Source organism: Roseibium sp. JB4-4, assembly GCF_055693425.1.
In genome coordinates this window covers 5,721,851-5,748,234 of the sequence record NZ_CM146333.1, presented here as the reverse complement: position 1 = coordinate 5,748,234, position 26,384 = coordinate 5,721,851, and the positions used below count along the sequence as shown (strand labels likewise).

Sequence of the window (26,384 nt, the reverse complement as noted above, 5' to 3'; positions counted from 1 at the left end):
TCCTAAGCCGTCTTGGCCATTGGCCGCGTTTGGGCCTGATCAGCATCGGTTGAAACATCCTTGAAAGGCGCGGTACGGGCCGGCAGACGAATGCAAACACTTTCGCCATGCCCCAGCATCGTTTGAACCTTCAGACAGGCATTGGTGCGTTCAAGAAGGTCTGCGGCAAAAGTCAGGACCGGTTTGCTGCCTTCGGAGCTCCATTGCAGGCTCGATTTCCGGTCCTTGACGGAAAACAGCAGCTCAAACCCGGCAAGACTGCAGTTTGCCTCCAGCAGAATTTTTGCGCCAGAACCACTTGTCGCAATCATATCCAGCAACACGAAACACATTGCCTTGCGCACCAGCGTTCCATCGACAAACACAAGCGGTAGGTTTTGACCACAGCTGGTTTCAATCTGCACACCCTGGCGATCTGCTGCCGGTCCGACCCTTTCAAGGCAGAACTCCAATGCTGAAACGATGTCGGTCTTGGCAAAGACCGGTTCGAGGTCTCCTTGCTGCCCTACTATCAGGTCGGAGAGTTCAGCCAGTGAGGAAAGGCCGACTTGACCGGATCTCCTAATGTCTCTTGCTGCGTCTTCAACTCGGCGTTGGTCGAATGCAAGATCGATGTTTTCCAGGTCCGCTGCGCGAGACAACACATTTTCAAGGGCTGTCCGAGCACCCCGGCCAGCCGTCTCTTGCATTTGCGCTGAAATACGCTCGAGCCTGGTATTCATCTCTTCGGGGAGAGTTTGCGAAAGTGCTTCAATCGGCATCTCGTCCGCCGCGCGCAGGCTCAGTAGAAGCGAGCCCTGTCCCTCGACGCTCAGATCTGCTTCCTGAATTGGAGGCCGCAGTTTGAGCGACAGTTTGCGATACTCCGCCTGCCCTGTTTCTCCCGGACTGGAGGCACCGACGCGCAAGCGAACATCAAACGATGCCACCTCACTATCGTTACGAGCCTCGGAAAGCTTGGTCAGATAGAGTGGCCTGTCGGCTACATGAAGTCTGGAAAACAGCCAGCTGTCAGAATTGAAGCCTGACGTGATGCCAAGCAGTTCTTTAACCGGCCCGCCCATGACTGAAAGCCCTCCGTCGGGCTTCAGTTCGCAAAAGACCTCTGACACCGACTGATTGATCAGCTGACGCCGCCCCTCGGAGGCCTTCATCAAAGACCTGGCATGCTTCCGGTCCGTCGAAATACGGATTGCGAGCAGTCCAACATACAAAATTGCCGCAACACCTGCCAGAAGCGTGACACCAGCTGGCAATGGAGCAATTCCCGCCAGCGTTCCAGGAGCAACAGAGACAGCAATCATCAAGCCCGCGCAAAGCAAGGTCACGGCATACGTTGTTTTGCGGCTTGTCGAAAACGCGGCTTCAACGGGCGGAACGAGCAGCCAGAGAAACGCAAATGATGTGCTACCGCCTGTCAAAACACAGATGGCAGCGACAAATCCGGCAAACAAACTGGCGGACAAGCCGATCGTCCGGTCAAGCGTTCCCGAACGAGACAAGTAAAGAGCAAGCGGCCATTGGCTGAGCAACCAGGACAACATCAACGTCACAACGACGTGGGGAGGTCCAGCAAGTGCCAGATGCAGTGGCAGGACAACGAGAGCGGATGTTCCTGCAACTGTGGCACTGATGAGAAAAGATCGGTGCAAGGGAGCCAAAAAAACATCGGTGGCCGCGGAGGGATGAATCATACCTTCCAGACGGGTCGTCCAATGCCCCCAAAAAACATTCAGCAAATTCAGAAGGTTACGCACTCTTTACTACCATAAACCAGACACGGACCTAATCACCCGCAACGCTTGTAGGACCATTGTCGGCTGGAGCACTTAAGGAACGATAAAGGATGAATTCATATCGCCCAAAATTTTCGAAAAAACCGCTGCAATCAGCACCTTGTGCCGGAAAAGATAAAAATTGAATCAAATTCTCAGAAAAGTCGACTTAAATGCCTGTTTTATTTTATGAAAATTGCCCCTTCCGATTCAACTGGACATTCTCAAGTCGTTGCTAAGGTGACCTCATAACAAGCACGTCGGCAGCAAAAATGACGTGTAAATCGAACAAACTATGGGTAGCGACATGTTCTTTTTGATGAGAACAGCCTTCTGGCTCACCTTGGTGCTGGTCCTGATTCCTCTCGGATCAGATGAAGACAGTACGCCGGTGGAGACTGTAAATCCTGTTTCGGCCTATCTGGCGGCGCAGGCGACCGTTTCCGACATCGGCAGCTTTTGCAGCCGAAATCCGGATGCGTGTGAAACCGGTGGCGAAGCTCTCTCGGCTATTGGAAGCCGTGCGCGCGATGGTGCGCGCATTGTCTACCAGTTTCTGGACCAGCAGATGGCGAATGAACCTGGCCAGGAACCCATCGTTACAGGTTCGACCACCACTACGAGTATAAAAACACAGCAGCAGTCAGCAGTGGCGACTGCGACAGCTCAACCGGTGTTCGATGCCTTGACGCGCCTGGACACAGAAATTGGGCCGGTGCCGCGTCCCAAGCCCCGCTCAGGCGCCTGACCTTGAATGAATAGCTGTTTCGTATTCTCCTGGCTTACTAAATCTCGAAAACAGCTGACTGCCCCCGCTTGAGCGATGCCTCTCCAATCGGCATCGCAAATACGGCTTTACTTCAGCAGCCCTGTGCTGCTGCGCCGCAGATGAATAGCTGCCCATTTCATCTGCGGCGATTTTTCTTTTTTGCCGATCATGCTCTGCAATTTTCAATCATGCATTTGCGCCAAGTCGAGATCATTCAACAGCAATTGGCACAGCCTAAGACTCCGGTTTGTACTTTCCGTCACAAAGGCTATATGACACGGGAAAGACCAACAAAGACCGGTGCCATGACCACAAGTTTCAGCGAAATTCTGGAATCCTTCGACTTTCTGGACGACTGGGAAGACCGCTACAAATATCTGATCGATCTGGGGAAGGAGCTTCCGGAGCTCACCGACGCTGAACGCACTGACCGGTTCAAGGTTCGCGGCTGCGTATCACAGGTCTGGCTCATCACTGCAATTGAAAAAGATGAAGCAGGAACGCCGGTTTTGACCTTCCGGGGCGACAGCGACGCGTTGATTGTGCAAGGGCTTGTCGCGGTGGTAACCGCACTCTTTAACGGCAAAACCGCGCAGGAAATCCTGAACACGGATGTCGAGGGTGTTTTTGCGCAGCTTGGGCTGCAAGAGCATTTGACCCCGCAGCGCTCCAACGGATTGAAATCAATGGTTGGCCGCATCCGTTCCGATGCAGAGCAGGCACTTACCGCCGCTTAGGGATCACTATCTGCGGATTGATCTATTTCCTCAAAACCGAATTGACAAAAAAAGAGCTGCCACAAGGGCAGCTCTACTTTGATCGGCAGAAAGCCAGATCTAATTATTTAGAGCGTTTGCGCTGCTGGCCAAGACCCATTTTCTTTGCAAGTTCTGAGCGTGCAGCTGCATAATTCGGCGCAACCATCGGGTAGTCGGCGCCAAGGTCCCACTTTTCCCGATACTCTTCCGGGGTCATGTTGTAGTGGGTGCGAAGGTGTCTCTTGAGAGACTTGAACTTCTTGCCATCTTCCAGGCAGATGATGTAATCCGGCATCACCGACTTCTTGATCGGCACTGCGGGCTTCAGCGGCTCGGGCTCTGGTTCGTTCGACGCGGTCGCAGTTTTCTGCAAGGCACCGTATACTTCGTTGATCAGGCCCGGCAGATCTGTGGAAGCAACCGTGTTGTTGCTCACATAAGCCGATACGATGTCTGCTGTAAGATCAATGAGATTTGCATCCACCGGACTATCAGTCATTTTTCACCCGTTCTCTACTGATTTCAAATTTTACTGCGTTATAAACCTACAAAAGAAAGCGACGTAAGTGTCTTGGGAATATCAGTTACTTACGAACTTAGAAATCGGGAACGATTCTACTTTGCAGGTGATTGTCACCGCCTTATATCGCCGGAGTCCTGATCAGACAACCCCACAAAACAAATAAAAGTCGGCTAAAGGCAATAAAAATAAAATTCTACAAATATTGACCGATTCCTATGCACCTAGTTTCACAATGGTCCAAAAGTATAGTCGAGTGCACTGACTTTGATCAGCTAATATCACAACACAAACACACTTATCCCTTTGGCCGCATGATTTCGGCCAATGCATCCACTTTTGTATCGGCACAGGGGCGATATCCCGCCGCGTACGCAGCTTTGGCCAACAAGTGGGCAGAAATAGGGGCAGTCAACAAGAAGAACACAACACCGGCAATGGCACGGGTCACAACAGCCAGGTCGCCAGCGTCAACTGCAAGCGCGAGCAGCATTACGCCCGAGCCGAGCGTCCCCGCTTTTGAGGCTGCATGAGTACGCATGTAAACGTCTTTCAGGCGCAAAAGACCAATTGACGCGACTAGAGCGAACGATGCGCCGATGATCAGCATCAGCCCGGTCACAATTTCCACAACAGCAGTCATCGTCCTGCCTTCCTGCGCTCAATGCTCTCTTCGACTTCTTCCATGATGGTCTCATCACCTGCCAGACCTCGGTTCAATACGAAACGCGCAAAGGCGACAGTTGCCAGAAATCCGACGAGGCCAAGCGTGATGGCAATGTCGATATAAAGATAATAGCCCGTCAAAACACCCATAGCAGCGATGAAGCCGATGCCGACCGCGACAAGCATGTCCAGAGCGACCACACGATCCGGCAGGCTTGGCCCCTTGACCGTACGGATTACAATCACAACGAAGGAAATTGTCAGCAATACCAGCGCGATGTGCACCGAGACCCCTAAAAATTGCGACGAGAAGTTTTCAAGCGGGCTCATCTGAACACCTCCAGAATCTTGCGCTCGAAGCCATTTTTGATGTCATCGATGGTGGCCTGTGGATCCGGAACGTCGATGCAGTGAACATAAAGCACTTTCCTGTCGTCAGAAACGTCGACAGAGAGGGTGCCTGGCGTCAGCGTAATGAGGTTCGCCAGCATTGTGATTTCAAAATCGCGATCGACTGTCAGCGGCAATGCGATGATGCCGGGCTGCAATTCGATACGCGGGCGCAATACGATCGTTGCGACCCGCCAGGCGGACAGAACCAGTTCCGATACAAACAACAAAGCCAGGCCGAACCCTTTGACGATTTTTTCAAAATATCCGGCAGTTCCAACTTGTTCGCGAATGAGATAGAGCGCGCCAAACCCGAGGATGAATCCGAAGATCAGATTGATCTCAGAAAAGCTTCCCGAAACGGCACCCCACGCAAGCGCGAGCAGGATGTTTATGAGAAAGAGACCAGTCATCCCTCACCTCCAAAGACTGAGCGCACATAGCCGAGCGGATCGACGACACCACTTGCGCCTTGTGTCGATAGTTCCAGCATCCATTCGGGCTGCAAACCGAAATAAATGATGAGCGCGGTCAAAATTCCCAACGGCAGCCAAACAGCCGCGCCAGTCAACTGAGACGTATCGGTGACAACCGACTGTGCGGTTTGACCATCAGGCGTCCCTTCCGGCCCGCCACGCCAGAATGCATAGATCCAAACGCGGCCCATGGCGAGCGTCGTCAGGAAACCACTGATCAGGATTGCTGCGCCAAGCCAGACCCTATCGTCCTGGAAGGCAGCATCGACCAAAATCACTTTTGGCCAGAAGCCGGAAAAAGGCGGCAACCCGGAAACGGCAAAGACAAGAACAAGAAACACACCCGCAAAGGCCACGTTTTTCTGGTAGAGGCCGCCAAGTTTGCGCAGATCATAAGACCCTCCCAAGAGGTTCATGATACCCGATGCCATATATAGGGCCGTCATGACGATGATCGAATGGACTGCGTAAAAGATCGCTCCGGAGACAGCCAGAACAGACCCAACCGCAACCCCGGCAAGCATGGAGCCGATCCCGGCGATCACAAGATAGCCCAGCAAGCGGCGGACCTCACTTTGCGCAAGCGCTCCAATTGCACCCGTTAGAAGCGTCACAATCGCGACCCATCCGATAACATCCGACATGAAGATGCGCGACTCTGGCAGGATCAGCACAAAAATGCGGATCAACGCGTAGACCCCTACCTTTGTCAGAAGACCGGCAAAGACGGCCGAAACCACAATGTTCGGCGTGTGGTACGAGGCCGGAAGCCAGAAGTTGACCGGAAAGGCGGCCGCCTTCATTGCAAAGGCAAGGAAGTAGAGCGCTGCAACCGTCGCAAGAGTACCCGATGCCGGGTTCTCCAGCTCCGCCACCTTGATGGCGATATCGGCCATATTCAGCGTGCCGAAGATCCCGTAGAGCAGACCTGTCGCGATCAGGAAAAGGTTTGTGCCAACAAGATTGAGAACACCGTATTTGACGGCACCATCAAGTTGGATCCGGTCATTTCCGAGGATGAGAAGTCCGTATGAGGAAATCAGCAGAACTTCAAACCAGACATACAGGTTGAATATGTCAGCGGTCAGGAAAGCGCCGCTGACACCAGTCATCAACAGCAAGAGGAAAGGATAAAACCCGTAACGCCGGCCGGTACTGTCAACGGTGGACGCTCCATAAACACCTGCGCAAAAAGCGACAATCGCACCGATGAGCGTCAGTGTCGCCCCCAACGCATCGGCGGTCAGCGCAATACCGAACGGTGGCAGCCAGCTGCCCATGACCATGGTTATAACCCCATGATCCAGCACTCTTATCAAAAGCCCGAGCGATGCAAGCACCAGCAAACCAAGCAGCGCAATGCCCATCTTTGCCTGAATGTCTGTGTTCTTGCGCAACATCAGGCAAACGGCGCCACCCAGCATGGTGATCAGGATCGGCGCGATCACCAACCAGTCGCCCGACGCTACGGGCGCTGTTGCCATGGCTTCTGAATAGTCAACGGAAACGGATGAACCAGCCATAAAGCTCAGTACCCTTGCGGCGGAGTTTGATCATTTTCAGGTTCGGCGACACGCATCCGGTTCACTTCATCCGTATCCAGTTCCTGGTAGGCACGAAACGCCAGCACCAGAAGGAATGCAAAGAACGAAAAGGAAATAACGATTGCGGTCAGCACGAGTGCCTGCGGAAGCGGATTTGCAGTGGCAATTTCCGGCACATAGAGATGCTCCGGAATGAGGGGCGGAACCTCGCGGGTCAGCCGTCCGTTGGTGAAAATGAGCATGTTGACCGCATTGCCCAAAATCGCAATACCGAGCAACATGCGCACCAGTTGCTTGGACAGCATCAGATAAACGGCCACCGCAAAAAACAGCCCAATCAGGATCGAAACACCGGTCTCCATCAGTCGGTCTCCCTTTCTTCCAGAGCAAGGGCAATTGAACCGATTGCGCCAACGACAACCAGATAGACGCCGATGTCGAAGACAAGCGGTGTGGACAAGGGAATCTCAACCCCAAAGAGATCGAAGATCAGCCATTGACTGGTCATGAAGGCCTGGTTCTTGAAAAACGAAAGGGTTCCCGCCAATGCCCCGATAAAGAGACCAAAACCTGCCACTCCCATCGGATGAAACACAATGGCCCTGCGCACGGAAGCAACACCGCAAGCGATACCGTAGATCGCCAATGCGGAAGCTGCGATCAGCCCGCCGATGAACCCGCCCCCCGGCTCGTTGTGGCCGCGCAGAAGCACAAAGATCGAAAACAGAACCATGAGCGCGGCAAGGTATGGTGCAATGGTGCGGAAAATAATCGTGCGCATCATCGTGCCTCCGCTTTCCGGGTCGGCACAACATCCGGGTCACTCCCGTCGGACGTTGCTTCTGGCTTGGTTCGTACGCGGATCAGAGCAAGCACACAAAGCCCGGCAAGCACCACCACAGCAATCTCTCCGAGCGTATCAACACCGCGGAAATCCACCAGGATCACGTTCACGATGTTGCGCCCATGCGCGATCGAACGGCTGTACTCGGTGAAGAACTCGGACAGCCGGCTGTCGAACGGCTGCTGGGTGATGGCAAGCAAGGTCAGCGTCAGACCCAGCCCCACCGCGGCAGCGATAACACCCGTACCGAGAGCAGCCGGAGCCGTGCGATGATCGCGCGGTGAAAGATTGAGCCGCGTCATGACCAGAGCAAGGATGACAACGGACAGTGTCTCCACCATGAATTGGGTAAATGACAGATCGGGTGCGCCAAACATCATGAAGATCAATGCAACTGCAAAGCCCTGGATGCCGAGCGAGACGATTGCAGTCAGGCGTGTCTTGGCTATCAGCACCGCGATCAGTCCAAGGATGGCGATGAAGAAAATGCCCCATTCGTAGAAGCGATACTCCGGCATTTTCGGCATGGCCGGCAAGCTGTTGGTTAGGTATCCGGGCAAAAGCACTGCCAAGGCCGTGAACCCGAAGGTCAGCATCATGTAAGTGTGCATTTTTCCGGTTTGCAGGCGACGTGTTATCCACGCCGAGAGACCAACAATACCCGAAACGAACTGGTCAAATCCTTTGTCGGGGCCCCAACCGATCGCGGCAAGGACACTTGCGATGAAAGAGCGCAAACGGTCAAGCTGTGTGAACAGGGCAATACCGAGCCCTATCGTTATCACGGACAGGATCAGCGGCGCGTTGATCTTGGTGGGCCACAGGTGAAGATCTATGCTTTTGAATTCACCAAGCAGGGACGAGAGGGTCGGGCCAACAAACAGCACGCCGGTAGTGTGCGCAATCAACGCCAATCCGAGACCTGTCACAGACAAGAAAACAGGTCCGGCGAAGAGAAGGATAGGCCCTTCATGAGCATGTTTCGGGGTGTCGACCTTTGGCCCAAAGAATGGCTTGATGGCAACGGCAGCCGCAATCACAAGCATTAGCGAATTGCCGATTACGGCAGTCACAGTGATCGGTAGCCCCAGTTCCAGCCAGCCCCAGGTTCCGTAGTAAAGCACTTCCTTTGCAATGAAGCCGATAAACGGGGGCAAGCCGGCCATGGAAAGGGCCGCGAGACAAGCCGCCACAAAGGTTATGGGCATCGCGGAGCGCAACCCGCCAAGTTTGGTGATATCTCGCGTTCCAGCTTCATGATCGATGGTGCCGGCCACCATGAAAAGCGCGCCTTTGAACAGCGAATGCGCAAGCAGATAGAGCACCGCTCCTTCAAGGGCTTTTTCGTGGCTTGTCCCAGTCAACATGACGAGAAGTCCGAGCGAGGCAACGGTCGTATAGGCCAGCATCAGCTTCAGGTCCGTCATGCGGACAGCCAGGATTGTGCCAACCAGAAGCGTTATGCCGCCGAAGAGCGGCAGAACCGTCGTCCAAAGTGCGGTATCTCCAAGCAATGGATGAACCCGCATCAGCAGGTAGACACCTGCCTTGACCATTGTGGCGGAGTGCAGATAGGCCGAAACCGGTGTCGGCGCTTCCATGGCATTGGGTAGCCAGAAATGGAACGGGAACTGCGCCGACTTGGTAAACGCCCCTCCGAGAACCAGCAGGAAAATCGGGACGTACAGACCGCTGTCCTTGATGATGTCGGGGGACGACAAGAGCACCGACATCTCGATTTCGCCGGTCGCATTGATGATCAAAATAAAGCCTGCCAGGAGCACAAGTCCGCCCCCGCCGGTCACCACAAGCGCTTGAACTGCCGCACGTCGGGACGCCGCTCGCAAATGATCGAACCCAATCAGGAGGAACGATGTGATTGACGTCAGCTCCCAGAAAATAAACAACGAAATCAGATTGTTGCACAGCACCAGCCCGAGCATCGCGCCCATGAACATGAACAGGAAGGAAAAGAAACGCCCCTGCTGAGGGTGGCCTTTCAGATAGCCGCCCGCGTAGAGGATTATGAATGTTCCGATACCGGAAATCAGCAGGGCGAAAAGTGTCGACAACCCGTCAACATAGACCGAAAAATTCACTCCGTAGCTGGGTGCCCAAGCCATCGAAGCGACAAAGGTCTGACCTTCGGAAACGGGCCCAATGAACCCGGCAAAGTGCAGAAAAATCATTCCCGGAACAATTGCCAGCGGCCATGCGGCATTGTGTTTGAACCAGCGTGTCAGGATCGGGGCAACCACGGCGGCCGCAAATGGCGCCAGAACGGCGTAAAGTGTGGTGTCGTCGATCGCTGCTGGCGTCATGGTGATCTTTCGTCACAAACTAAATCGGCGGGACATATGACTTCGAATCAATTCCCATTCCGCAAGATAATAGCGGTCAGGAAGAGTTATGACATGTCTTAGGCAAGCGATACTGTGTTTCAAGCGCTCCTGATACGATTTTCACGTGTTTAGAGGCGCATTTTCAGTTTGGCTGCCAATCAAGCTGGTAGTTCTACCGTAAGTGCCAGCCTGAGAGACCAGCTGCTTGAGCCAAAGTTACAGATCACAAGACGGGAATTCATAGTGGCCGGTGCCGATGACCGGAGCCAATTCTCCATCCGCCAGTCCGAAGCGCGCAAGAAACTTTTCAGACCACTTGATTTCGACGGCTGGATACCGTTCAGTTTTAAATTGCCACCAGAATTCTGAGCGAGGCAACAATGACGCTAGACGACAACAAAGGTCTTTCGTCGGCAACGGATATGATCCGACCGTCCAGCCTCGACTTTGAAACACTATTAAAACTCAGCAACGATGCTCTGATTGTCCTGTCATCAGACGGCACCCCAACTTTCATATCCCCCGCCGCTGAGCGTCTTTTTGGCTGGAGTACCGAAAAGCTCTCTGAGCAACTGCGTGACCTTGTTTATGTCGAAGCATCAAACAGTGATGCGGAACTGCTCCACCAGATCCTGTCGGGTACCGCAGAATTTGCGGCCACATTGCCTCTTGCCGACCTGCAACTCCGCACTGCCTTCGGTCCGCTTGTCTGGACGGAAGTCAGCAGCCACATTCTTCGGGATGAGAGCGGCGCACCAGAAGCCTATGCCGTTTATTTCAGAAACATCGCCCGGCAGAAAGAACTGGAAAGCCAACTCGAGGCCGCTTCCCAGACCGACCCGCTGACAGGACTGTTCAACCGTCGCGCATTTGAAGACAGTCTCAAGCGAGAATGGGCTATAGCGCTACGCGAACAGACCCACACCAGTCTCATCAAGGTTTCTCTCGACAGGTTCGACGCAATTGCGGAACACTATGGTTCGAACGCCGCCGAGACTTGCCTGGCGCAAGTCGCCAAAACCCTGAAAGAGACGGCTCGAAGGCCTGCCGATGTCGCAGCGCGCACCGCAACGTCTGAGTTTTCCCTGCTCCTGCCACGAACACACGAGATGGGTGTTGAGACGATCAGCGCCTATATCCATCAGGCGATCCAGGATCTTGGCATTCCAAATGCCGACAACAAGGCGGGCAATGGCATCGTTACCGCATCGGTGGGCGCCGCTTGTACGGTTCCCGAACAGACCGGAATTTCTGAGAATTCTGAATTCATTCTGGCCGCAGCCGAAAGCTGCGTTTTCCAGGCTCGCCAAGAAGGCGGAAACCGCGTCAAGACGGTGATGAATTATCTAACGAAATAGTGTCGCTTAGCAATCCGCAGATGACTTGCCGAGGCCATGTTCGGCCCCTATTTTCGTGGCAAAGGTAACGGTGGGAAACGGGAAATGAGCGACAGTACTACGCGACAGAATGTACCGAAGGTGAGAAAAACCACCGCGGAATGGATGGACCAGCTGACGCCGGAACAGTTTTATGTCACGCGGCAATCCGGGACGGAACGCCCGTTCACCGGACCTAATTGGGATAACAAGCTGATCGGCCGGTACGACTGCATTTGCTGCGATGCCCCGCTATTCATGTCGGATACCAAATTTGATGCCGGTTGCGGATGGCCTAGCTTCTTCCAAGCCGTTCACACAGACGCAATTCGTGAGCTTGAAGATCGCTCCCACGGCATGGTCCGAACGGAAATCCGTTGTGCGCAATGTGATGCTCACCTCGGTCACGTCTTCCCTGATGGCCCGCCTCCAACAGGTTTGAGATACTGCCTGAATGGACATGCCATGAACTTCATCCATGGCGGCAGGCCGCCCTCGACCGTTTCCGAAGAAGAGACTGAAAACAGCTGACAGGTTCCGTCAGTCACCTTCAAATTCCCTTCTGTAAATGCAATCGGGCGCCTTTAGCGCCCGGCATTCGTCAGCCGACCACTGCCAGCCCCATGATCACAGTGCCCGCAAGTCCGGCGGTATAGGCGATTGACCTCAGAAAAGGGATACCGCTGACGTAAAGGGGTACATAAGCGAGGCGTGCGAAGAAAAAGAGGCTCGCCCCCAAAGTCGCCTGCTCAATATTCGCCCCAGGAACGATCAGCGACAAAACCCCAAGCACCAGAAAAAAGGGCAGGTTTTCCTTCAGGTTGGCGAGGGCGCGATCCGCCCTGCGCGCAAATTTTCCGCGATCCGGCATTGCGTCCCGACCGCCAACGATTTGCGAAAAGGTGACATAGGGCAGCAGAAACAATGCACTGAAATAGATCTGTGCCAGGTAAAGCAGGAGAACAGCCAAGATCCATGTCGTCATTCCGACCTCCAGAGTTCGTGTGTTGCGCGGGATCCTTGGCAAACCTAAGTTTTCTTCGATCCGCAGCAATTCCCTTGGAGGGAATATTCAGGATCAACCGAACTATGGCGCTCACTACCCGGCGGTTTCATCAATGAATGTGCAAAGTCTGGCTTTCGGCAATTCACTAAAATCCCTGCGTCGTGAACGTGGTCTGTCACAGCAGGCATTTGCCGGACGGATAGGCTCCACGCAGCGTCATGTCTCTTTTCTTGAAACCGGACGCGCACAGCCCAGTCGCTATATGATCCAGCGGATCGAGCGAGAGCTTGCCCTGCCCGTTGGACGCAGTCAGATCCTCTATGAAACCGCCGGCTTTTCGAGCCCTTACAAATGCCGTGCAGAAGATTCGCCGGATGTCTTGGAAGCACTCGATCTCATTGAAACCCGTCTTCTTGCAAATTGGCCGTTTCCGGCCTTTGTCCTGGACAAGCGCTGGACCATCCTGCGCCTTAACAACCCTGGAAAACTATTTCTGGGTGGCCTGACGGACCTACAGAACCAGCCTGCCAATCTGTTCAAGGTCTTTCTGTCATCCTCCTTTCGGGAAAGAATCCTAAATTGGGAGGAAGCAGCGCCGATCTTCGCCGCCAGGCTCTACCGTGAAGCTGCAGAGGATCCCGCACTTGCAGATCTGCTTGAAGAGGCTCATGCCAGCGGTATCCTCGAAGGTCTGGACGAAACCTTTCGCGAAGATGTCCCGGTTTTTGTACCTGTGGAGTTCATGGGGCCGGATGGAAGCCGACTTCGTGTGACATCTTTGCTGGGTCAACTTGCATCGGTTCAGGATGCAGTCATTGAAGGCATGACCATCGAGATGATGGTTCCGATGGACACCGAAACTCAAAACTGCCTGCTGGCAGCTGCTACACCGACTGCGGTTGCTGGAACAGCGGCAGCAGAATGAACAACAAGAGAGTTTAAGTTTGATGCAGCGACTAATTGCTTCTTTCGCATTCGTGCTGATTTCAGTGGGACTTGTCACTGCTCCATTGAGTGCCAGCACGGTATCGGCCTTGCCCGAGACCGTCTGGAACGGACAACAGACAAGACCCGAACGTGGATTGCCGGATGGTGAATTCGCACTTCACACGACACCTGAGGGCCAATCAGTTGCAGCGTGGTATGGAGCCCCCACCGATCGATATCGCCACAACATCTTGGGCGACGCTATCGAAGCCGGGGCATTGCACGTCGCATTTCGGGATGGGCGGAAATTTTCTCTCATCCTTCCAAGGTCGCACGTTTTCGAGGACCGTACTCCCCGGATTGTCGACCTGGACGGAGATGGTCACCCCGAGATCATCACCATCAAGTCGTTTCAAGACGCAGGTGGCAGCATCGCGATTTTCGGAATTCGCGGCAGCGCACTTGTTGAGCTTGCCAGCAACGAACCGATCGGCCGCAGCAACAGGTGGCTGAACATTGCCGGCATTGCAGATTACGCCGGGACTGGGTCAAAACAGATTGCCTACGTCGAGACACCCCATATCGGCGGAACGCTCTATGTGCTTGAATGGCGGGGCAAGGAACTCATGCCGATTGCATCACTCCCAGGTTTTTCCAACCACAAGATCGGATCGCGGCGTCAGGACCTCTCCGCGGACATTTCCTGGACTGGAGACAGTCGTCCGGAACTGGTCGTGCCTTCTGACAATCTGCGACAGCTGCGCGTCGTGGGTCTTACAGACGGACACCTGAAAGAAATCAAGAAAATAGAGCTTTCTGCACCCGTCCTTAAGCGCATTGTACCAGCGGAAAACTCGGGTTCAGGCTGTGTTGGGTTCAAACTGGAATCCGGTGAGAATGTCACCTTGTGCCCGCCAAGTCAGCCCGGGTGATGCCTCTCCCCTGCTCCATCAATTCATGACGCAGTATCTTGTTGAGCTGCGAGAATGCGCCCGATATTCACTTCTATCCAATCGGCAAAGTCGCGTACTTTTAGTGCCACTTCTTGCCCGATAGGGGTCAGGCTGTAGTCGACATGCGGCGGTACGACGGGATGGGAGTAACGGTTGACGAAACCATCCGCTTCAAGCGTCTGCAATGTCTGCGCCAGCATCTTTTCGCTGACGCCTCCCACTTTGCGCCTGAGCTCGGAAAACCGGTGCTCCTGATCCAACAGCGCAATCAGCACCAAAACACCCCAGCGGCTTGTCAGGTGTTTCAGGATTTCGCGCGAAGGGCAGTTTTGATTGAAAAGCTCCCCTTGCCGCAGCATCGCTGACAAGGGTTTTGACGTTCCCGCATCCGCCAAAGGTGCGCCATCTGACTGGTCTGTCATGTTTCTTTCCAAGTCTTAGCCCCGGTTTGAACGGCTTCAAAACTAACCTTTTTGTATGTACTAACAAAAAGTAAGCACTGCGTCTACATGGAAGGCATCCGAACCAACACCGATCGTTTGAAGGAGAAACACAATGATCGCAGTCACGGGCGCTAATGGCCAATTGGGACGTCTTGTCCTGAGACATCTTACAAGGCCAACCAGCAAACAAGTTCGCGCGTTGGTTCGAACACCGGCGAAAGCACAAGACCTTGCCTCGGACCAAGTCTCGGTAGTGAGGGGAGACTATGACGATCCGGCCAGTCTTGCCGCCGCACTCTCGGGAGTTGAACGTCTTCTGGTGATTTCAGGATCCGAAGTGGGTAAACGGGTTCCTCAACATGCTGCAATCATCGATGCTGCAAAGGCAGCTGGAGTGCATTTCATTGCATATACAAGCTTGTTGAACGTCCCCAAATCCAGTTTGATTTTGGGTGCTGAACACATTGAAACGGAAAAGCTGCTTGCAGAGAGCGGCATCGCTCACGCCATCTTGCGCAACGGCTGGTATCTTGAAAACTTCGCCGGCACTCTTGCCGCGGCACTTGCCCACGGAGCCGTCACAGGTGCGAGTGGTGACGGCAAGTTTTCTGCTGCCGGGCGGGAGGACTATGCCGAAGCTGCTGCCAGAGTGGTTGCCGGCACGGATCTCTCGACACGTTCGTTTGATCTTGGTGGAACACCTGCATTCACCCGTCACGAGTTCGCCGAAGAGCTCTCCCGGCTGTCCGGGCGCGCCATTGCGTATAACAATCTGGACGAAACGACTTACGCCGAAATGCTTGTCCAGGCTGGCTTGCCGGATGGGCTTGCCAAAGCATTGGCTGACGCGGATCGCGGCGCTGAGGCCGGCGAACTTGAAACTGCCTCAAGAGACCTTGAAAAGCTTATCGGTCGCCCCGCCAAAACATTGCGGAGCTTTATCGAAGAAACCTTGGCCGCGTCCGAAAGTACAGTCTGATCCGGCTGAAAGGGGCTTTCCGATCGGGAGGCCCCTTGTTGGCAATTTGAAAGACATTCCGCAATACGTTGGCAACGAGGCCGCTGCCAGTCTTTCTGGCAGCGCTTTACCGGCCTCAACGACTAGCTCTCCCAAGCCATTCATTCAAATTTCTGACCGATTTCATGAGCAAATTGAATTGGATTGTGCTGTGCAAAGCTGGTAGCCCGGAACTTCATCACCGGAGCCCTTGTTACAGTGACCAGCTCAGCGACCCCTGATACCTATTCTCCGGACGGGCCATACGCCTGGTTCCGGCTGGCGATCTGTATTCTGCTTGGAACTCTTGGCGGAGCCGGAATGTGGGCTGTCGTTATCGTGCTGCCCGCCGTTCAGAACGATTTCGGCATCGACAGGGCCGATGCGGCCCTGCCCTACACCGCAACCATGCTTGGATTTGCTGCCGGCAACTACATTCTCGGCAGATTTGTTGACCGTTACGGGATCGTGCTCCCGGTTATCGTATCGGCTGTTTTCCTAAGTTCCGGATTTGCACTGGCCGCGCTCGCGCCGAATGTGTGGCTTTTTACAGTCGCCCAAGGCCTCTTGATCGGCCTTGGAACCTCGGCAACCTTTGGTCCTTTGATCGCGGATATCTCGCACTGGTTCTTAAAGCGGCGCGGTTTTGCTGTCGGGTGCGCTGCCTGCGGCAATTACCTGGCTGGCGTTCTTTGGCCCTCGATCATTCAATGGAGCCTTGGATTTACTGACTGGCGGGACACCTACCTGCTCATCGCCGCAATCTGCATTTCGACCATGGTGCCCTTGGCATTCATCCTGCGGCGTCCCCCGCCTGAAAATGCATTGTCGGCAGCACCTGTACATGCCCGCTTCGGCGGGAAGACGACAGGCTTGTCGCCAGCAGCTCTCCAGACGCTGTTGGTGATTGCCGGAATAGCTTGCTGTGTCGCCATGTCGATGCCGCAGGTTCACATCGTGGCTTATTGCGTGGATCTGGGTTATGGCGTTGCACCCGGCGCAGACATGATCGCGTTGATGACAGGCGCAGGTGTGCTCAGCCGATTGGCTTCAGGCCTCATCGCCGACAAAATAGGTGGCATCAAAACACTTTTGCTCGGTTCTGTCGGACAGTGTCTCTCACTGTTTTTGTTCATACCTTTTGACGGTCTTGCCTCGCTCTATCTCGTATCTCTGATCTTCGGACTTTCACAAGGAGGCATCGTACCGAGCTATGCCGTCATCGTGCGCGAATACCTGCCGGCAAGAGAAGCGGGCCAACGTGTCGGCCTCGTGGTCATGTCGACCATCCTGGGTATGGCCCTTGGCGGCTGGCTCTCGGGCCTGATCTACGATTTGACCGGATCTTATGAAGCCGCATTCCTGAACGGTATTGCCTGGAACCTCTTGAACATGGCCATCGCCATTTTCATCCTGTTCAGCGGTCGCCGCCGGTCTTCGCTCGCAGCAGGACAATAAAGAACACGCCGCCGATCAGACCGGTCACAATCCCGATGGGCATATCCTCCGGGGCCATCAAGGTGCGTGCCGCAACATCTGCCCAGATCAGGAAAATCGCTCCAAGAAGCAATGACGCAGGCAGGACACGCGTATAACTGCCCCCAACCAGGAACCGCGCAATATGCGGGATCATCAGACCGACAAATCCGATGATCCCGGAAAATGCAACCATGACACCCGTGATTAGTGCGCCGACGACAAACACGGTGAAACGGAAACGTGTCACCGGGATACCGAGCGTTGCCGCAGTCTCATCACCGATGGTCATGGCGTTGAGATCCGCAGCCCTGAGCATGAGATACGGAACCGTCACGAGCAGAATGCCAAGCGGAAACAGGAGATGGAGCCATTGGGCCAGCCCAAGACCTCCCAGCATCCAGAAAACAACTGTATGCGTCGCTTTCGGGTCTCCGAGAAAAATCAGCACATTGGCAAGCGACATGATGATGAAGGAGACGGCCACTCCGGCAAGCACAAGCTTGTCGGCGCTAGTAGCAACCGCAAAACGCGTGACGCCGAGCACCACGAGCGTTGCAACAAGTGCACCGGCAAACGCCATCAGCGGAACGGTTAGCAATCCAAGGAAAAGGCCAGTGTGAAGCAAGGCCAGGATCGCGCCAGCGGCACCGCCCGATGATATCCCGAGAAGATGCGGGTCAGCGAGCGGATTGCGTGTCACGGACTGCAGCGCAGCACCGACCACGGCCAGCCCAGCGCCGACAAAACCCGCAAGCAGAACCCTTGGAAACCGGATTTCCCAGACAATTGCTTCCCGGCCGCTCGACCATGTCACGTCAAACAGACCTGGAACCAACTTGTTCGCAATAACACCAAGCACTGTTCCGGCCGGAACCGGAACGGCTCCAACTGAAACCGCGACAATCATCGAGAGGCAAAGGGCCGCAACGCCAACCAGAACCAGACCGAGAAAACGCCAGCTTTTTCTGCGGTCCGGTTCCTTTGTCGCCTCATTCAAGGAGTGGCTATGGTGCGGTCGCTGTAGCAAGGATCACTCGCCCCAAAATGCGTTGGCGAGCTTCTTCACGGCCCTGATGTTGCGCGGACCCGGTGTCGCCTCAACATATTCCAAGGTCACGAACCGGTCATTCTTGACCGCTTCAATTCCGGCCAGCGCGGGATTGTTTTTCATGAAATCGCGCTTCTCTTCAGCCGTGACTTTACCGTAGTTGACGATGACAACCATTTCAGGGTCGGCCTCCACGACTGCCTCCCAGTCGACCGTTGCCCAGCTTTTCTCGAAGCTGTCCAGAACATTGATGCCCCCAGCAGCTTCAATCAGTGCAGTCGGCATGGCATATCGCCCAGCCGTAAAGGGTTTGTCCTCCCCACTGTCATAAACGAAAACGCGAAGCGGCTTTTCGCCGGCATTCAAATTGGATGTAAATGCGTCCAGTTCGGCCTTGTAGCCGGCCACCAGATCATAGGCTGCATCTTCCACTCCGAAAATTTTTCCGAGATTGATAAGGTCGTTGTACATGTCTCCCATGGAGACCTTTGGTTTTTCGCCAATGTGGATACAAGATTCCGTCAGTTCGTAGACTTTGATGCCGAAGGGCTCCAGCGTCTCGGGCGTGACCTCGCCACCAACCCTCATGCCGTAGTTCCAGCCTGCGAAATAAAAATCTGCATCTGCTCCAATCAACACTTCTTTGGTCGGATACTTGGCGGAAAGCTCGGGCAGTTCGGCAACGCCTTCGCGCATTTCCTCATCCAGCGTTTTCCAGCCCGAGATACCGGTGTAACCGACCATCCGATCACGAAGACCAAGAGCCAGCATCATTTCCGTCAGGTTCACGTCGTTGGAAACCGCCGCTTTCGGCGGCTCGGAGAACACAACCTCCCGGTCACAGCTGCGCACTGAGGTTTCAGCAAATGCAGACCCTGCCAAGACAGTCAGGACGAGACTAAGTGCAATACGTTTCATGTTACGAATTCCATTTTCAAAGGTGAAAAGTGAGGTGTTGCTCGTGGCTTTGACTAAGCCGCTCCTGTCGGACAAAGACAGAGTATGCTTGTTCGATATGCGTTGGCGTCAGAACCTCTTCCGGAGTTCCAAAACCAAGTGATCTACCTTTGTGCAAAAGCAGCACCTGATCGCACACGCGACCTGCCAGGTTGAGATCGTGCAGACTGGTGACGATCGTGATGTTGAGGCTGCTGATCAGCGTCACGATTTCCAGTTGATGTCGAATATCAAGGTGATTGGTTGGCTCATCGAGAATGAGCAGCCGTGGTTTTTGAGCCAGGGCGCGGGCCACCATGACACGCTGACGTTCACCGCCCGAAAGGGTCCCCAGAGAACGTGCAGACAAGTCGTTGAGGCCCATACGCTCCAGGGCCTCATCGACAATTTCGGTATCCCGCCTACCGCCTCTGGCAAACCCTGAGCCGTGTGGGCGGCGACCGAGTTCAACAATCTCACGAACGGAAAGTGCGAAATCTCCGGGTTGCTCTTGCAGGACCGCGGCAACTTTTTGTGCCGTTTCCCTTGCCGACATGGACCAGATGTCCTCACCGTCGAGACGAACGGTCCCGGTAACCGGCCTATGGAACCGATAGAGCAACCGAAGTAGAGTGGATTTTCCAGCACCGTTGGCACCGGCAACTCCCAACACCTTGCCGGCGGGAACGTCAAAACTGACGCCGTTCAAAAGTGTATGCCCCCTGCCCGGTGACCATCCAACATTCTGAACACTGAGAACTGTGCCACTCATGAGACTGCAGTCTCCTCAGCCCGGGTCACGATCATCGCAGATGGAATGCGCGCAAGCGTGGTTTTGCGAAGTTTGCCCGGCCGTACTGTGGAAGAGCACCAACCATCTGTGAGGTCCTGATACTGCCGCGCGAAGGCAATAAGGTCCTCAATATCGGTCTCTGGGTCTATGTCGCCAAACAAATAGGTTGCCTTGCCATTGGCCCGATAAGCGACCGTACAGGGCCTGTCGCACCCGGCCATGCATGCAATGCCCGACACTTCAAAGTCGTCACCTACTATCGGTGTCGCAAGACGCATTGCGTCCTGAAGTTTCTTGATCAGCTCAAGACCCGGCCGGCAGTTGGTGCCCTTGTAGCGGCAGGAAGTGCAGACAAAGATCTTGTGTTTGTCATCTTGCATCATCGTTCTCCGCCAGACCTTCCCCGAAACTGTCTAATTCGTCCCGATCCCGGGTTTGCAAACGCACTTGCGAAGCACACTCAGGTAAAATCATTTGTAATGTTATTACATTACGATTCAGTTTTCTGGCAAGCCCTGCGGGACGATCGTTCGGCCGCATGGCTCGCGCGGCGCGTTCACTTAAGGGGTCGGCAGCCTTCAAGAAGGCAGGATCAAAGGAATTGGCAGTCGTGTTGCTCCGGTTCATATCGCCCTCCGCGATGGCGCGGGGCGTTCAAGAACCGAATGTCAATTTGTGTCAGCAAAGATAGCCGATATGCCATGCCACTCGCTCCTCCGGGACACCCCGCCCGGGTTGAAGTTGAAATTGCAATGGCAGGTCTCCTGACTTACGGGTCATCGCTTGCCTGATCCTTCCCGGGAAACCCAGTGGCGCTTTCAGGTTTGCTCGCCGTTCACAGTTGCGGGGGCAGTCACGGATTTGGTGCCTTCTGGCTACGCCTCACCGTGTTCCCTTTTAATCCCGATCCGGCCTCGGATTCGGAAACCATCAAAAAAACTGAGTGCCGCAAATCGCTGGTTGAGTCAATCAGGCCTTTCACCTTTGGGGGAAATACTTGGACACCCTAGTTCCGAGCTCTTGCCGGCAGAACAATCGATCAGGACACCGAAACTGCCCAATTAAAATTGCAAAGGTCAAATGAGGCGATAGTTCCAGATCGGCGACCCTTGAGCCTGCAGATTATCCCGTTCTTTTCTCGCAAAACGATCCGCGCGACATGTTGATGTTTTTCGGCATGAAATTGTCCCTCTTTTGTTGCAGCGGATGCAGCATGAAGAATTGAAGCTTGATAAGAATATTCCATTGGAACCCGGTGAGCGCCGTGCCTCTACCTGAAAATTATCAACTGGTCCATGATCAAAGCCACACGTGTTGCACCCCTTAATATCTGCGCCTTGAGACCAGTGCGCCGCGTTGAAGCCCTCGCGCTGGGGCAACGTGACCGAGTGACGGGTTGCCGCAGGGCATGGCGCCGCAGGCAGGCCATTTTCAATTGTAGCCGATAAGTAAAATTCCATATTCAGCAGCAAGAGCTGACAGCTTGAAAGGTGTCACATGGAAGAGCTGCTATTGAGCCGGATCCAGTTTGCCGCGAATATCTCGTTTCACATCCTGTTTCCGACGATCACCATCGCCCTTGGTTGGGTATTGCTGTTTTTCAAACTTCGTTTCAATGCAACCGGTGACGATCGCTGGATGGCGGCCTACCGGTTCTGGGTGAAAGTATTCGCGTTGTCCTTCGGCCTCGGCGTCGTCAGTGGCATCACGATGAGTTTTCAGTTCGGTACCAACTGGCCCGGTTTCATGGAAACCGTCGGCAATGTTGCCGGACCTCTTCTGGCCTATGAAGTCTTGACTGCTTTTTTTCTGGAAGCGGCATTTCTCGGCATCATGTTGTTTGGGTCGCGCCGAGTTCCAAACTGGCTTCATACGCTGGCGACCTTCCTCGTCGCATTCGGCACCACAGTCAGTGCGTTCTGGATCCTGGTGCTGAATTCCTGGATGCACACCCCGACCGGATTTGAGATGAGAGACGGTGTGGTTCACGCAACTGACTGGATCGCGATCGTCTTCAATCCATCGATGCCATACCGTCTGACGCATATGCTGTTGGCGAGTGGCCTGACCGTGGCATTCCTGATCACGGGGGTATCCGCCTATCGACGTCTGATCGGGGACACGTCGAAGGGAGTGCGGCTCGCTTTCCAAACCGGTATTTGGATGGCGGCCATTCTTATCCCGGTTCAGATCTATGCAGGAGACCTCCATGGCCTGAATACGCTTGAGCATCAGCCACAAAAGGTTGCGGCGATGGAAGGCAACTGGACCACAGGACCAAATGTCCCGTTGCTGCTGTTCGCCCTTCCTGATGAAGAGGCGCGGGAAAACCGGTTCGAACTCGCCATCCCGAACGGCGCGTCTTTGATCCTGAAACACGACCCGCAAGGTGTTGTTCCAGGACTGAACGATTTTTATGCCGAAGATGGCACGCCGTTGCACCCGCCGGTTGCGCCGGTCTTTTGGTCCTTCCGCGTTATGGTCGGAACCGGCATGTTGATGCTGTTGGCAAGCTGGGGAACGCTGATTGCGCTGCGCCGCAGCGGCGGCATCGATAAACTCAATCCCTGGATACTGCGCGGTCTCGTGGCCATGACCTTCTCGGGCTGGATTGCCACACTGGCCGGTTGGTACACGACGGAGATCGGGCGGCAACCCTGGTTGGTTCAGGGGGTTCTGACAACAAAAGCGGCGGTTGCCGATGTGCCCGCAGGCATGGTCGCTTCGACCCTTGCTGCCTATCTCGTTGTCTACGCTGTTTTGCTCGCCGCCTATATGACGGTGATTTTCCGGCTCGCCCGAAAAACCACGAACACCGACGCCCGCCCCCATTCTGGAGCGGCGCAGGTCTCGCTTGTGCCGGCGGAGTAATCAAGATGACCCTATTCGGAGATCCTGCAATCTGGCTCCCGCTGGCATTTGCCGCGCTGATGGGCCTATCGATCCTGGTCTATGTCATTCTTGACGGCTTTGACCTTGGAGTCGGTATCTTGTTCCCCTTGGCGACTGACGCAGAAAAGGACAGAATGGTCGCCGCTATCGGACCATTCTGGGATGCCAATGAAACTTGGCTGGTTCTGGCGGTAGGATTGCTGCTTGTTGCCTTTCCCGCCGCACACGGAACCATATTGACCGCGCTCTATCTGCCAGTTGCAATCATGCTGATTGGCTTAATTCTGAGGGGCGTTGCGTTTGAGTTTCGAGCCAAGACCACCGGCTCACAAAAAGCTCGCTGGAACCTCGCCTTCTTCTTGGGCTCCCTGTCCGCTTCCCTTTCGCAGGGCTATATGCTCGGCATCTACATTATGGGCCTGGAACAGACCGCAACGACCGTTGCATTCGGATTGCTGACCGCTGTCTGCCTGACCGGGGGTTACGGATTGATCGGCGCAAGTTGGCTGATCATCAAAACCGAGGGCAGATTGCAGACAAAGGCCGTCAACTGGGCGCGCCGAAGTCTCTGGGGTGTGATCCTGGGACTGGGCGCCGTTTCCTTGGCAAGTCCACTTGTCAGCAGCAGGATATTCGAGAAGTGGTTCTCCTTTCCTTCCATCATCCTGCTGGCGCCGTTGCCGCTCATGTCCGCGCTTCTCCTGTTTGTATTATGGACTGCGTTGAAGCACTTGCCCGACAGCAAGGACAGATGGAGTTGGGTGCCCTTCTGCATAACGGCGACCCTGTTCGCGCTTGCCTTTTCAGGGCTCGCATACTCGTTCTACCCTTACGTGGTTCCGGAAAAACTGACCCTTTACGAGAGTGCCAGCGCCCCGGAGAGCCTCTTCATCATTTTGCTCGGAGCGATATTCGTGCTGCCTGTGATCATCGGCTACACGATCCTCGCCTATACGGTGTTCCGCGGCAAGGCGACGGAGCTGACTTACGATTGATCCAATGAATACGCAGACAGCGGGACTGGCAAAGGTCTTTGCAGTTTTGACAGTGTTCTGCACGAGCAGGGCCGGGATCACGCGGGAAACAATGTGTTTTTCAACAGCGTCGACCTTGCCTTCATCACGGAAAAAACCTACCTCGGGACAATGAAACAGGATGCTTTTCCCCCGCGCGCCGAAGCGCGCCCTGAAACCCTCGTGACACACGGGATTTCCCGCCAGGATGACTATGGCTGGCTTCGAGCCGACAACTGGCAAGAAGTCATGCGAGATCCGTCCGTGCTTGATGCCGACATTCGTGCCTATCTGGAAGCTGAAAACGCCTTTCAGGAAAGTCAGATGGCCGCCACAAAGGAGCTGCAGGAAACGCTCTTTGGGGAAATGCGTGGCCGGATCAAGGAAGATGACAGTTCCGTCCCCTCGCCCGACGGTCCTTATGCCTATGGTCTGAAATACGAGACCGGCGGGCAGCAGCCCATCTTTTTCCGCACACTTCGCGACGGCGGCAAGGAAACCATATTGCTGCACGGCGATAAGGAAGCTGAGGGCAAAGCCTATTTCAAGATCGGCGCAGCCAGCCAATCGCCCGATCACAAACTTCTTGCATGGGCCTACGATGACAAGGGCTCGGAATATTATTCAATGCAGCTCCGCGATATCGAGAGCGGCAAGGACCTTGACTATCGCATCGAGGACACCGGTGGCGGCGGCGTCTTTTGCGCGGACAGCAAATTCGTCTTCTATATCCGGTTGGATGACAATCACCGGCCCTCCAAACTGTTCCGACATGAAATCGGCACCGATCCGGCCAAAGATGTCCTGGTATATGAAGAGAAAGACAGCGGTTTCTTCATGGGTGTCGGCAAGACCCAGTCTGGCGACACGATCGTTATTGACATCCATGACCATGAAACGTCCGAAGTCTGGATGATCCCGGCAAACAGGCCCGAAACACCACCTGTCCTGATTGCGCCCCGCGATACGGGTGTCGAATATTCCGTCGATGACCATGGCGACACGCTCTATATCCTGACAAACCTGGGAGACGCGGAAGACTTCAAGATCGTAACCGCTCCCAAGGCGACGCCGGGCCGCGAATTCTGGACAGATCTTGTTCCGCACAAGCCAGGCTGTCTGGTGCTGTCTCACTGTGTTTACAAGACCTTCATGACTCGTCTGGAACGAGAAGACGGCCTTCCGCGCATTGTCGTCCGCCGATTGACCGACAACATCGAACATTCGATCGCATTCGACGAAGAAGCCTATTCATTGGGCGCAGGCGGCGGATACGAATTCGACACGACCACAATACGCTTCACCTATTCTTCCATGACCACCCCTTCGCAGACCTTCGACTACAACGTCGAAACCCGGGAGCGGGTCTTGCGCAAGGAACAAGAAGTACCGTCCGGCCATACCGCTTCTGACTACGTGACAAGACGGCTGATGGCTCCAGCTGCAGATGGAGAAACGGTTCCCGTCTCAATTTTGTATCGCAAGGACACTATACTTGACGGTTCAGCCCCCTGCTCCTTTACGGCTACGGCTCCTACGGCATCAGCATACCGGCAAGTTTCAACACGAATTGTCTTTCGCTGGTTGATCGCGGCTTCGTCTATGCCATCGCGCACATGCGCGGCGGCAAGGAAAAAGGGTTCCGCTGGTACAAGGACGGCCGCCGGGAGAAGAAAAAGAACACCTTCACGGATTTTATCGCGGCGGCGGATCACCTCGTTGCGGAGAAGTTCTCGTCCCATGACCGCATCATTGCCCACGGCGGATCGGCTGGCGGCATGCTGATGGGGGCCGTTGCCAACCTGGCACCCGAGAAATTCGGCGGCATCATTGCCGAGGTGCCGTTTGTCGACGTGCTGGCAACGATGCTCGACGACACGCTGCCGCTCACTCCACCGGAATGGCCGGAATGGGGCAACCCGATCACGGATAAGGCAGCCTACGAATACATCGCCTCCTATTCTCCCTATGACAATGTTGCGGCGAAAGACTATCCAGCAATCCTCGCGGTGGCCGGTCTCACTGATCCGCGCGTCACCTATTGGGAGCCCGCAAAATGGGTTGCCAAATTGCGAGCCGTTAAGACCGACAACAGGCTCTTGATGCTCAAAACCAATATGGAGGCAGGCCATGGAGGGGCTTCAGGTCGCTTTGACCGCCTCAAGGAAGTTGCACTGGTTCAGGCCTTTGCCCTCATGGTGGCCGGAAAGGCCTAAGCGCGCTTCCAGAAAAGCACGTTCTTCGAAATTCAAAAACGCCCGGCCCCGCAAGGTCGGGCGTTTTTTTGCTTCAACCGTTTTGGCGGGTTGAAACGCGTCTCTTCTCAGCAGTCGCCGCGACCGCTGGACTGGCGGAGATCGTCGGCAGCGATTGCGGCTGAAGGAGCCTGGATTTTCCCATCACGAAAAGTTTAAATGAACACCGGACACGCATGCCG

At 54.8% G+C, this 26,384-nt stretch carries 26 protein-coding genes, 1 pseudogene and 1 riboswitch; of the genes and pseudogenes, 11 read left to right on the top strand and 16 right to left on the bottom strand.

The features are described from left to right. Positions 1-2: 2 nt before the first annotated feature. Entirely contained in the window at positions 3-1,694 is a 1,692-nt protein-coding gene (locus ACZ1HV_RS27130) for a hypothetical protein (protein WP_298965309.1), read from the bottom strand. Positions 1,695-2,082: 388 nt separating this feature from the next. On the opposite strand from ACZ1HV_RS27130, the gene ACZ1HV_RS27125 reads away from it, so the two are divergent. Continuing rightward, positions 2,083-2,523: a DUF5330 domain-containing protein gene (locus ACZ1HV_RS27125; protein ID WP_298818540.1), complete on the top strand. Its 441-nt coding sequence runs from the start codon at positions 2,083-2,085 to the stop codon at positions 2,521-2,523. A gap of 326 nt (positions 2,524-2,849) precedes the next feature. Beyond that, positions 2,850-3,281, top strand: coding sequence for a SufE family protein (locus ACZ1HV_RS27120; RefSeq protein WP_298818539.1), 432 nt, complete (start codon positions 2,850-2,852; stop codon positions 3,279-3,281). Between the two features lie 103 nt (positions 3,282-3,384). Here the strand turns inward: ACZ1HV_RS27120 and ACZ1HV_RS27115 are convergent, their stop codons facing one another. The 8 genes from ACZ1HV_RS27115 to ACZ1HV_RS27080 form a co-directional block, all read right to left on the bottom strand. Beyond that, complete coding sequence (locus tag ACZ1HV_RS27115) at positions 3,385-3,801, bottom strand: Ros/MucR family transcriptional regulator (RefSeq protein ID WP_152501239.1); 417 nt, start codon at positions 3,799-3,801, stop codon at positions 3,385-3,387. Positions 3,802-4,120: 319 nt separating this feature from the next. Further along, on the bottom strand, positions 4,121-4,465 hold the full coding sequence (gene mnhG / locus ACZ1HV_RS27110; RefSeq protein ID WP_298818536.1) for a monovalent cation/H(+) antiporter subunit G: 345 nt from the start codon (positions 4,463-4,465) through the stop codon (positions 4,121-4,123). Continuing rightward, positions 4,462-4,818 carry a cation:proton antiporter gene (locus ACZ1HV_RS27105; RefSeq protein ID WP_298818534.1) on the bottom strand — a complete coding sequence of 119 codons (357 nt, stop codon included), beginning with the start codon at positions 4,816-4,818 and terminating at the stop codon, positions 4,462-4,464. The genes mnhG and ACZ1HV_RS27105 overlap by 4 nt, the downstream gene beginning before the upstream one ends. Continuing rightward, a complete protein-coding gene (locus ACZ1HV_RS27100) occupies positions 4,815-5,291 on the bottom strand; it encodes a Na+/H+ antiporter subunit E (RefSeq protein WP_298965315.1) in 477 nt (158 codons plus the stop codon). Before ACZ1HV_RS27100 ends, ACZ1HV_RS27105 begins: the two co-directional genes overlap by 4 nt. Continuing rightward, positions 5,288-6,877: a Na+/H+ antiporter subunit D gene (locus tag ACZ1HV_RS27095; protein WP_472716879.1), complete on the bottom strand. Its 1,590-nt coding sequence runs from the start codon at positions 6,875-6,877 to the stop codon at positions 5,288-5,290. The genes ACZ1HV_RS27100 and ACZ1HV_RS27095 overlap by 4 nt, the downstream gene beginning before the upstream one ends. 5 nt (positions 6,878-6,882) lie before the next feature. Beyond that, entirely contained in the window at positions 6,883-7,260 is a 378-nt protein-coding gene (locus ACZ1HV_RS27090) for a Na+/H+ antiporter subunit C (RefSeq protein WP_472716878.1), read from the bottom strand. Beyond that, positions 7,260-7,679 (bottom strand): Na(+)/H(+) antiporter subunit B, encoded by a 420-nt coding sequence (locus tag ACZ1HV_RS27085; protein ID WP_298818622.1) that lies wholly within the window; start codon positions 7,677-7,679, stop codon positions 7,260-7,262. Before ACZ1HV_RS27085 ends, ACZ1HV_RS27090 begins: the two co-directional genes overlap by 1 nt. Further along, positions 7,679-10,063: a putative monovalent cation/H+ antiporter subunit A gene (locus tag ACZ1HV_RS27080; protein ID WP_472716877.1), complete on the bottom strand. Its 2,385-nt coding sequence runs from the start codon at positions 10,061-10,063 to the stop codon at positions 7,679-7,681. Before ACZ1HV_RS27080 ends, ACZ1HV_RS27085 begins: the two co-directional genes overlap by 1 nt. A gap of 401 nt (positions 10,064-10,464) precedes the next feature. On the opposite strand from ACZ1HV_RS27080, the gene ACZ1HV_RS27075 reads away from it, so the two are divergent. Next, a complete protein-coding gene (locus ACZ1HV_RS27075) occupies positions 10,465-11,442 on the top strand; it encodes a GGDEF domain-containing protein (RefSeq protein WP_298818524.1) in 978 nt (325 codons plus the stop codon). Positions 11,443-11,526: 84 nt separating this feature from the next. Then, positions 11,527-11,991 (top strand): peptide-methionine (R)-S-oxide reductase MsrB, encoded by a 465-nt coding sequence (gene msrB / locus ACZ1HV_RS27070; RefSeq protein WP_298818523.1) that lies wholly within the window; start codon positions 11,527-11,529, stop codon positions 11,989-11,991. Positions 11,992-12,061: 70 nt separating this feature from the next. On the opposite strand, the gene ACZ1HV_RS27065 is transcribed toward msrB, so the two are convergent. Next, positions 12,062-12,445: an MAPEG family protein gene (locus ACZ1HV_RS27065; RefSeq protein ID WP_472716876.1), complete on the bottom strand. Its 384-nt coding sequence runs from the start codon at positions 12,443-12,445 to the stop codon at positions 12,062-12,064. Positions 12,446-12,578: 133 nt separating this feature from the next. Between ACZ1HV_RS27065 and ACZ1HV_RS27060 the strand changes: the two genes are divergently transcribed. Next, positions 12,579-13,391 carry a helix-turn-helix domain-containing protein gene (locus ACZ1HV_RS27060; protein WP_472716875.1) on the top strand — a complete coding sequence of 271 codons (813 nt, stop codon included), beginning with the start codon at positions 12,579-12,581 and terminating at the stop codon, positions 13,389-13,391. Between the two features lie 22 nt (positions 13,392-13,413). Next, entirely contained in the window at positions 13,414-14,325 is a 912-nt protein-coding gene (locus ACZ1HV_RS27055; RefSeq protein ID WP_472716874.1) for a hypothetical protein, read from the top strand. Positions 14,326-14,348: 23 nt separating this feature from the next. Here ACZ1HV_RS27055 and ACZ1HV_RS27050 read toward each other — a convergent pair whose 3' ends face one another. Next, positions 14,349-14,768: a winged helix-turn-helix transcriptional regulator gene (locus tag ACZ1HV_RS27050; RefSeq protein ID WP_472716873.1), complete on the bottom strand. Its 420-nt coding sequence runs from the start codon at positions 14,766-14,768 to the stop codon at positions 14,349-14,351. 133 nt (positions 14,769-14,901) lie between these two features. Between ACZ1HV_RS27050 and ACZ1HV_RS27045 the strand changes: the two genes are divergently transcribed. Together ACZ1HV_RS27045 and ACZ1HV_RS27040 are read left to right on the top strand one after the other, a co-directional pair. Then, positions 14,902-15,768 carry an SDR family oxidoreductase gene (locus ACZ1HV_RS27045; protein ID WP_472716872.1) on the top strand — a complete coding sequence of 289 codons (867 nt, stop codon included), beginning with the start codon at positions 14,902-14,904 and terminating at the stop codon, positions 15,766-15,768. Positions 15,769-16,005: 237 nt separating this feature from the next. Then, positions 16,006-17,244, top strand: coding sequence for an MFS transporter (locus tag ACZ1HV_RS27040; RefSeq protein WP_472716871.1), 1,239 nt, complete (start codon positions 16,006-16,008; stop codon positions 17,242-17,244). Here ACZ1HV_RS27040 and ACZ1HV_RS27035 read toward each other — a convergent pair. The 5 genes from ACZ1HV_RS27035 to ACZ1HV_RS27015 form a co-directional block, all read right to left on the bottom strand. After that, complete coding sequence (locus ACZ1HV_RS27035; RefSeq protein ID WP_298965522.1) at positions 17,204-18,172, bottom strand: FecCD family ABC transporter permease; 969 nt, start codon at positions 18,170-18,172, stop codon at positions 17,204-17,206. The two genes, ACZ1HV_RS27040 and ACZ1HV_RS27035, sit on opposite strands and share 41 nt — an antisense overlap. A gap of 123 nt (positions 18,173-18,295) precedes the next feature. After that, the gene (locus ACZ1HV_RS27030; protein ID WP_472716870.1) at positions 18,296-19,231 is read right to left on the bottom strand and encodes an ABC transporter substrate-binding protein; all 936 of its coding nucleotides are present in this window, start codon (positions 19,229-19,231) and stop codon (positions 18,296-18,298) included. A 16-nt stretch (positions 19,232-19,247) separates the two neighbouring features. Further along, complete coding sequence (locus ACZ1HV_RS27025; RefSeq protein ID WP_472716869.1) at positions 19,248-20,021, bottom strand: ABC transporter ATP-binding protein; 774 nt, start codon at positions 20,019-20,021, stop codon at positions 19,248-19,250. Then, positions 20,018-20,422: a DUF1636 family protein gene (locus tag ACZ1HV_RS27020; protein ID WP_472716868.1), complete on the bottom strand. Its 405-nt coding sequence runs from the start codon at positions 20,420-20,422 to the stop codon at positions 20,018-20,020. The genes ACZ1HV_RS27025 and ACZ1HV_RS27020 overlap by 4 nt, the downstream gene beginning before the upstream one ends. After that, a complete protein-coding gene (locus ACZ1HV_RS27015; RefSeq protein ID WP_472716867.1) occupies positions 20,412-20,669 on the bottom strand; it encodes a hypothetical protein in 258 nt (85 codons plus the stop codon). The genes ACZ1HV_RS27020 and ACZ1HV_RS27015 overlap by 11 nt, the downstream gene beginning before the upstream one ends. Positions 20,670-20,779: 110 nt before the next feature. Further along, a riboswitch (cobalamin riboswitch) is annotated at positions 20,780-20,989 on the bottom strand. 550 nt (positions 20,990-21,539) lie between these two features. Between ACZ1HV_RS27015 and ACZ1HV_RS27010 the strand changes: the two genes are divergently transcribed. From ACZ1HV_RS27010 to ACZ1HV_RS27000, 3 genes and pseudogenes are all read left to right on the top strand, one after another. After that, a complete protein-coding gene (locus ACZ1HV_RS27010; RefSeq protein ID WP_298818503.1) occupies positions 21,540-22,913 on the top strand; it encodes a cytochrome ubiquinol oxidase subunit I in 1,374 nt (457 codons plus the stop codon). A gap of 5 nt (positions 22,914-22,918) precedes the next feature. Beyond that, entirely contained in the window at positions 22,919-23,929 is a 1,011-nt protein-coding gene (locus ACZ1HV_RS27005) for a cytochrome d ubiquinol oxidase subunit II (protein WP_298818501.1), read from the top strand. Positions 23,930-24,079: 150 nt separating this feature from the next. Next, positions 24,080-26,163, top strand: a pseudogene (locus tag ACZ1HV_RS27000) (S9 family peptidase). Positions 26,164-26,384 lie beyond the last annotated feature (221 nt).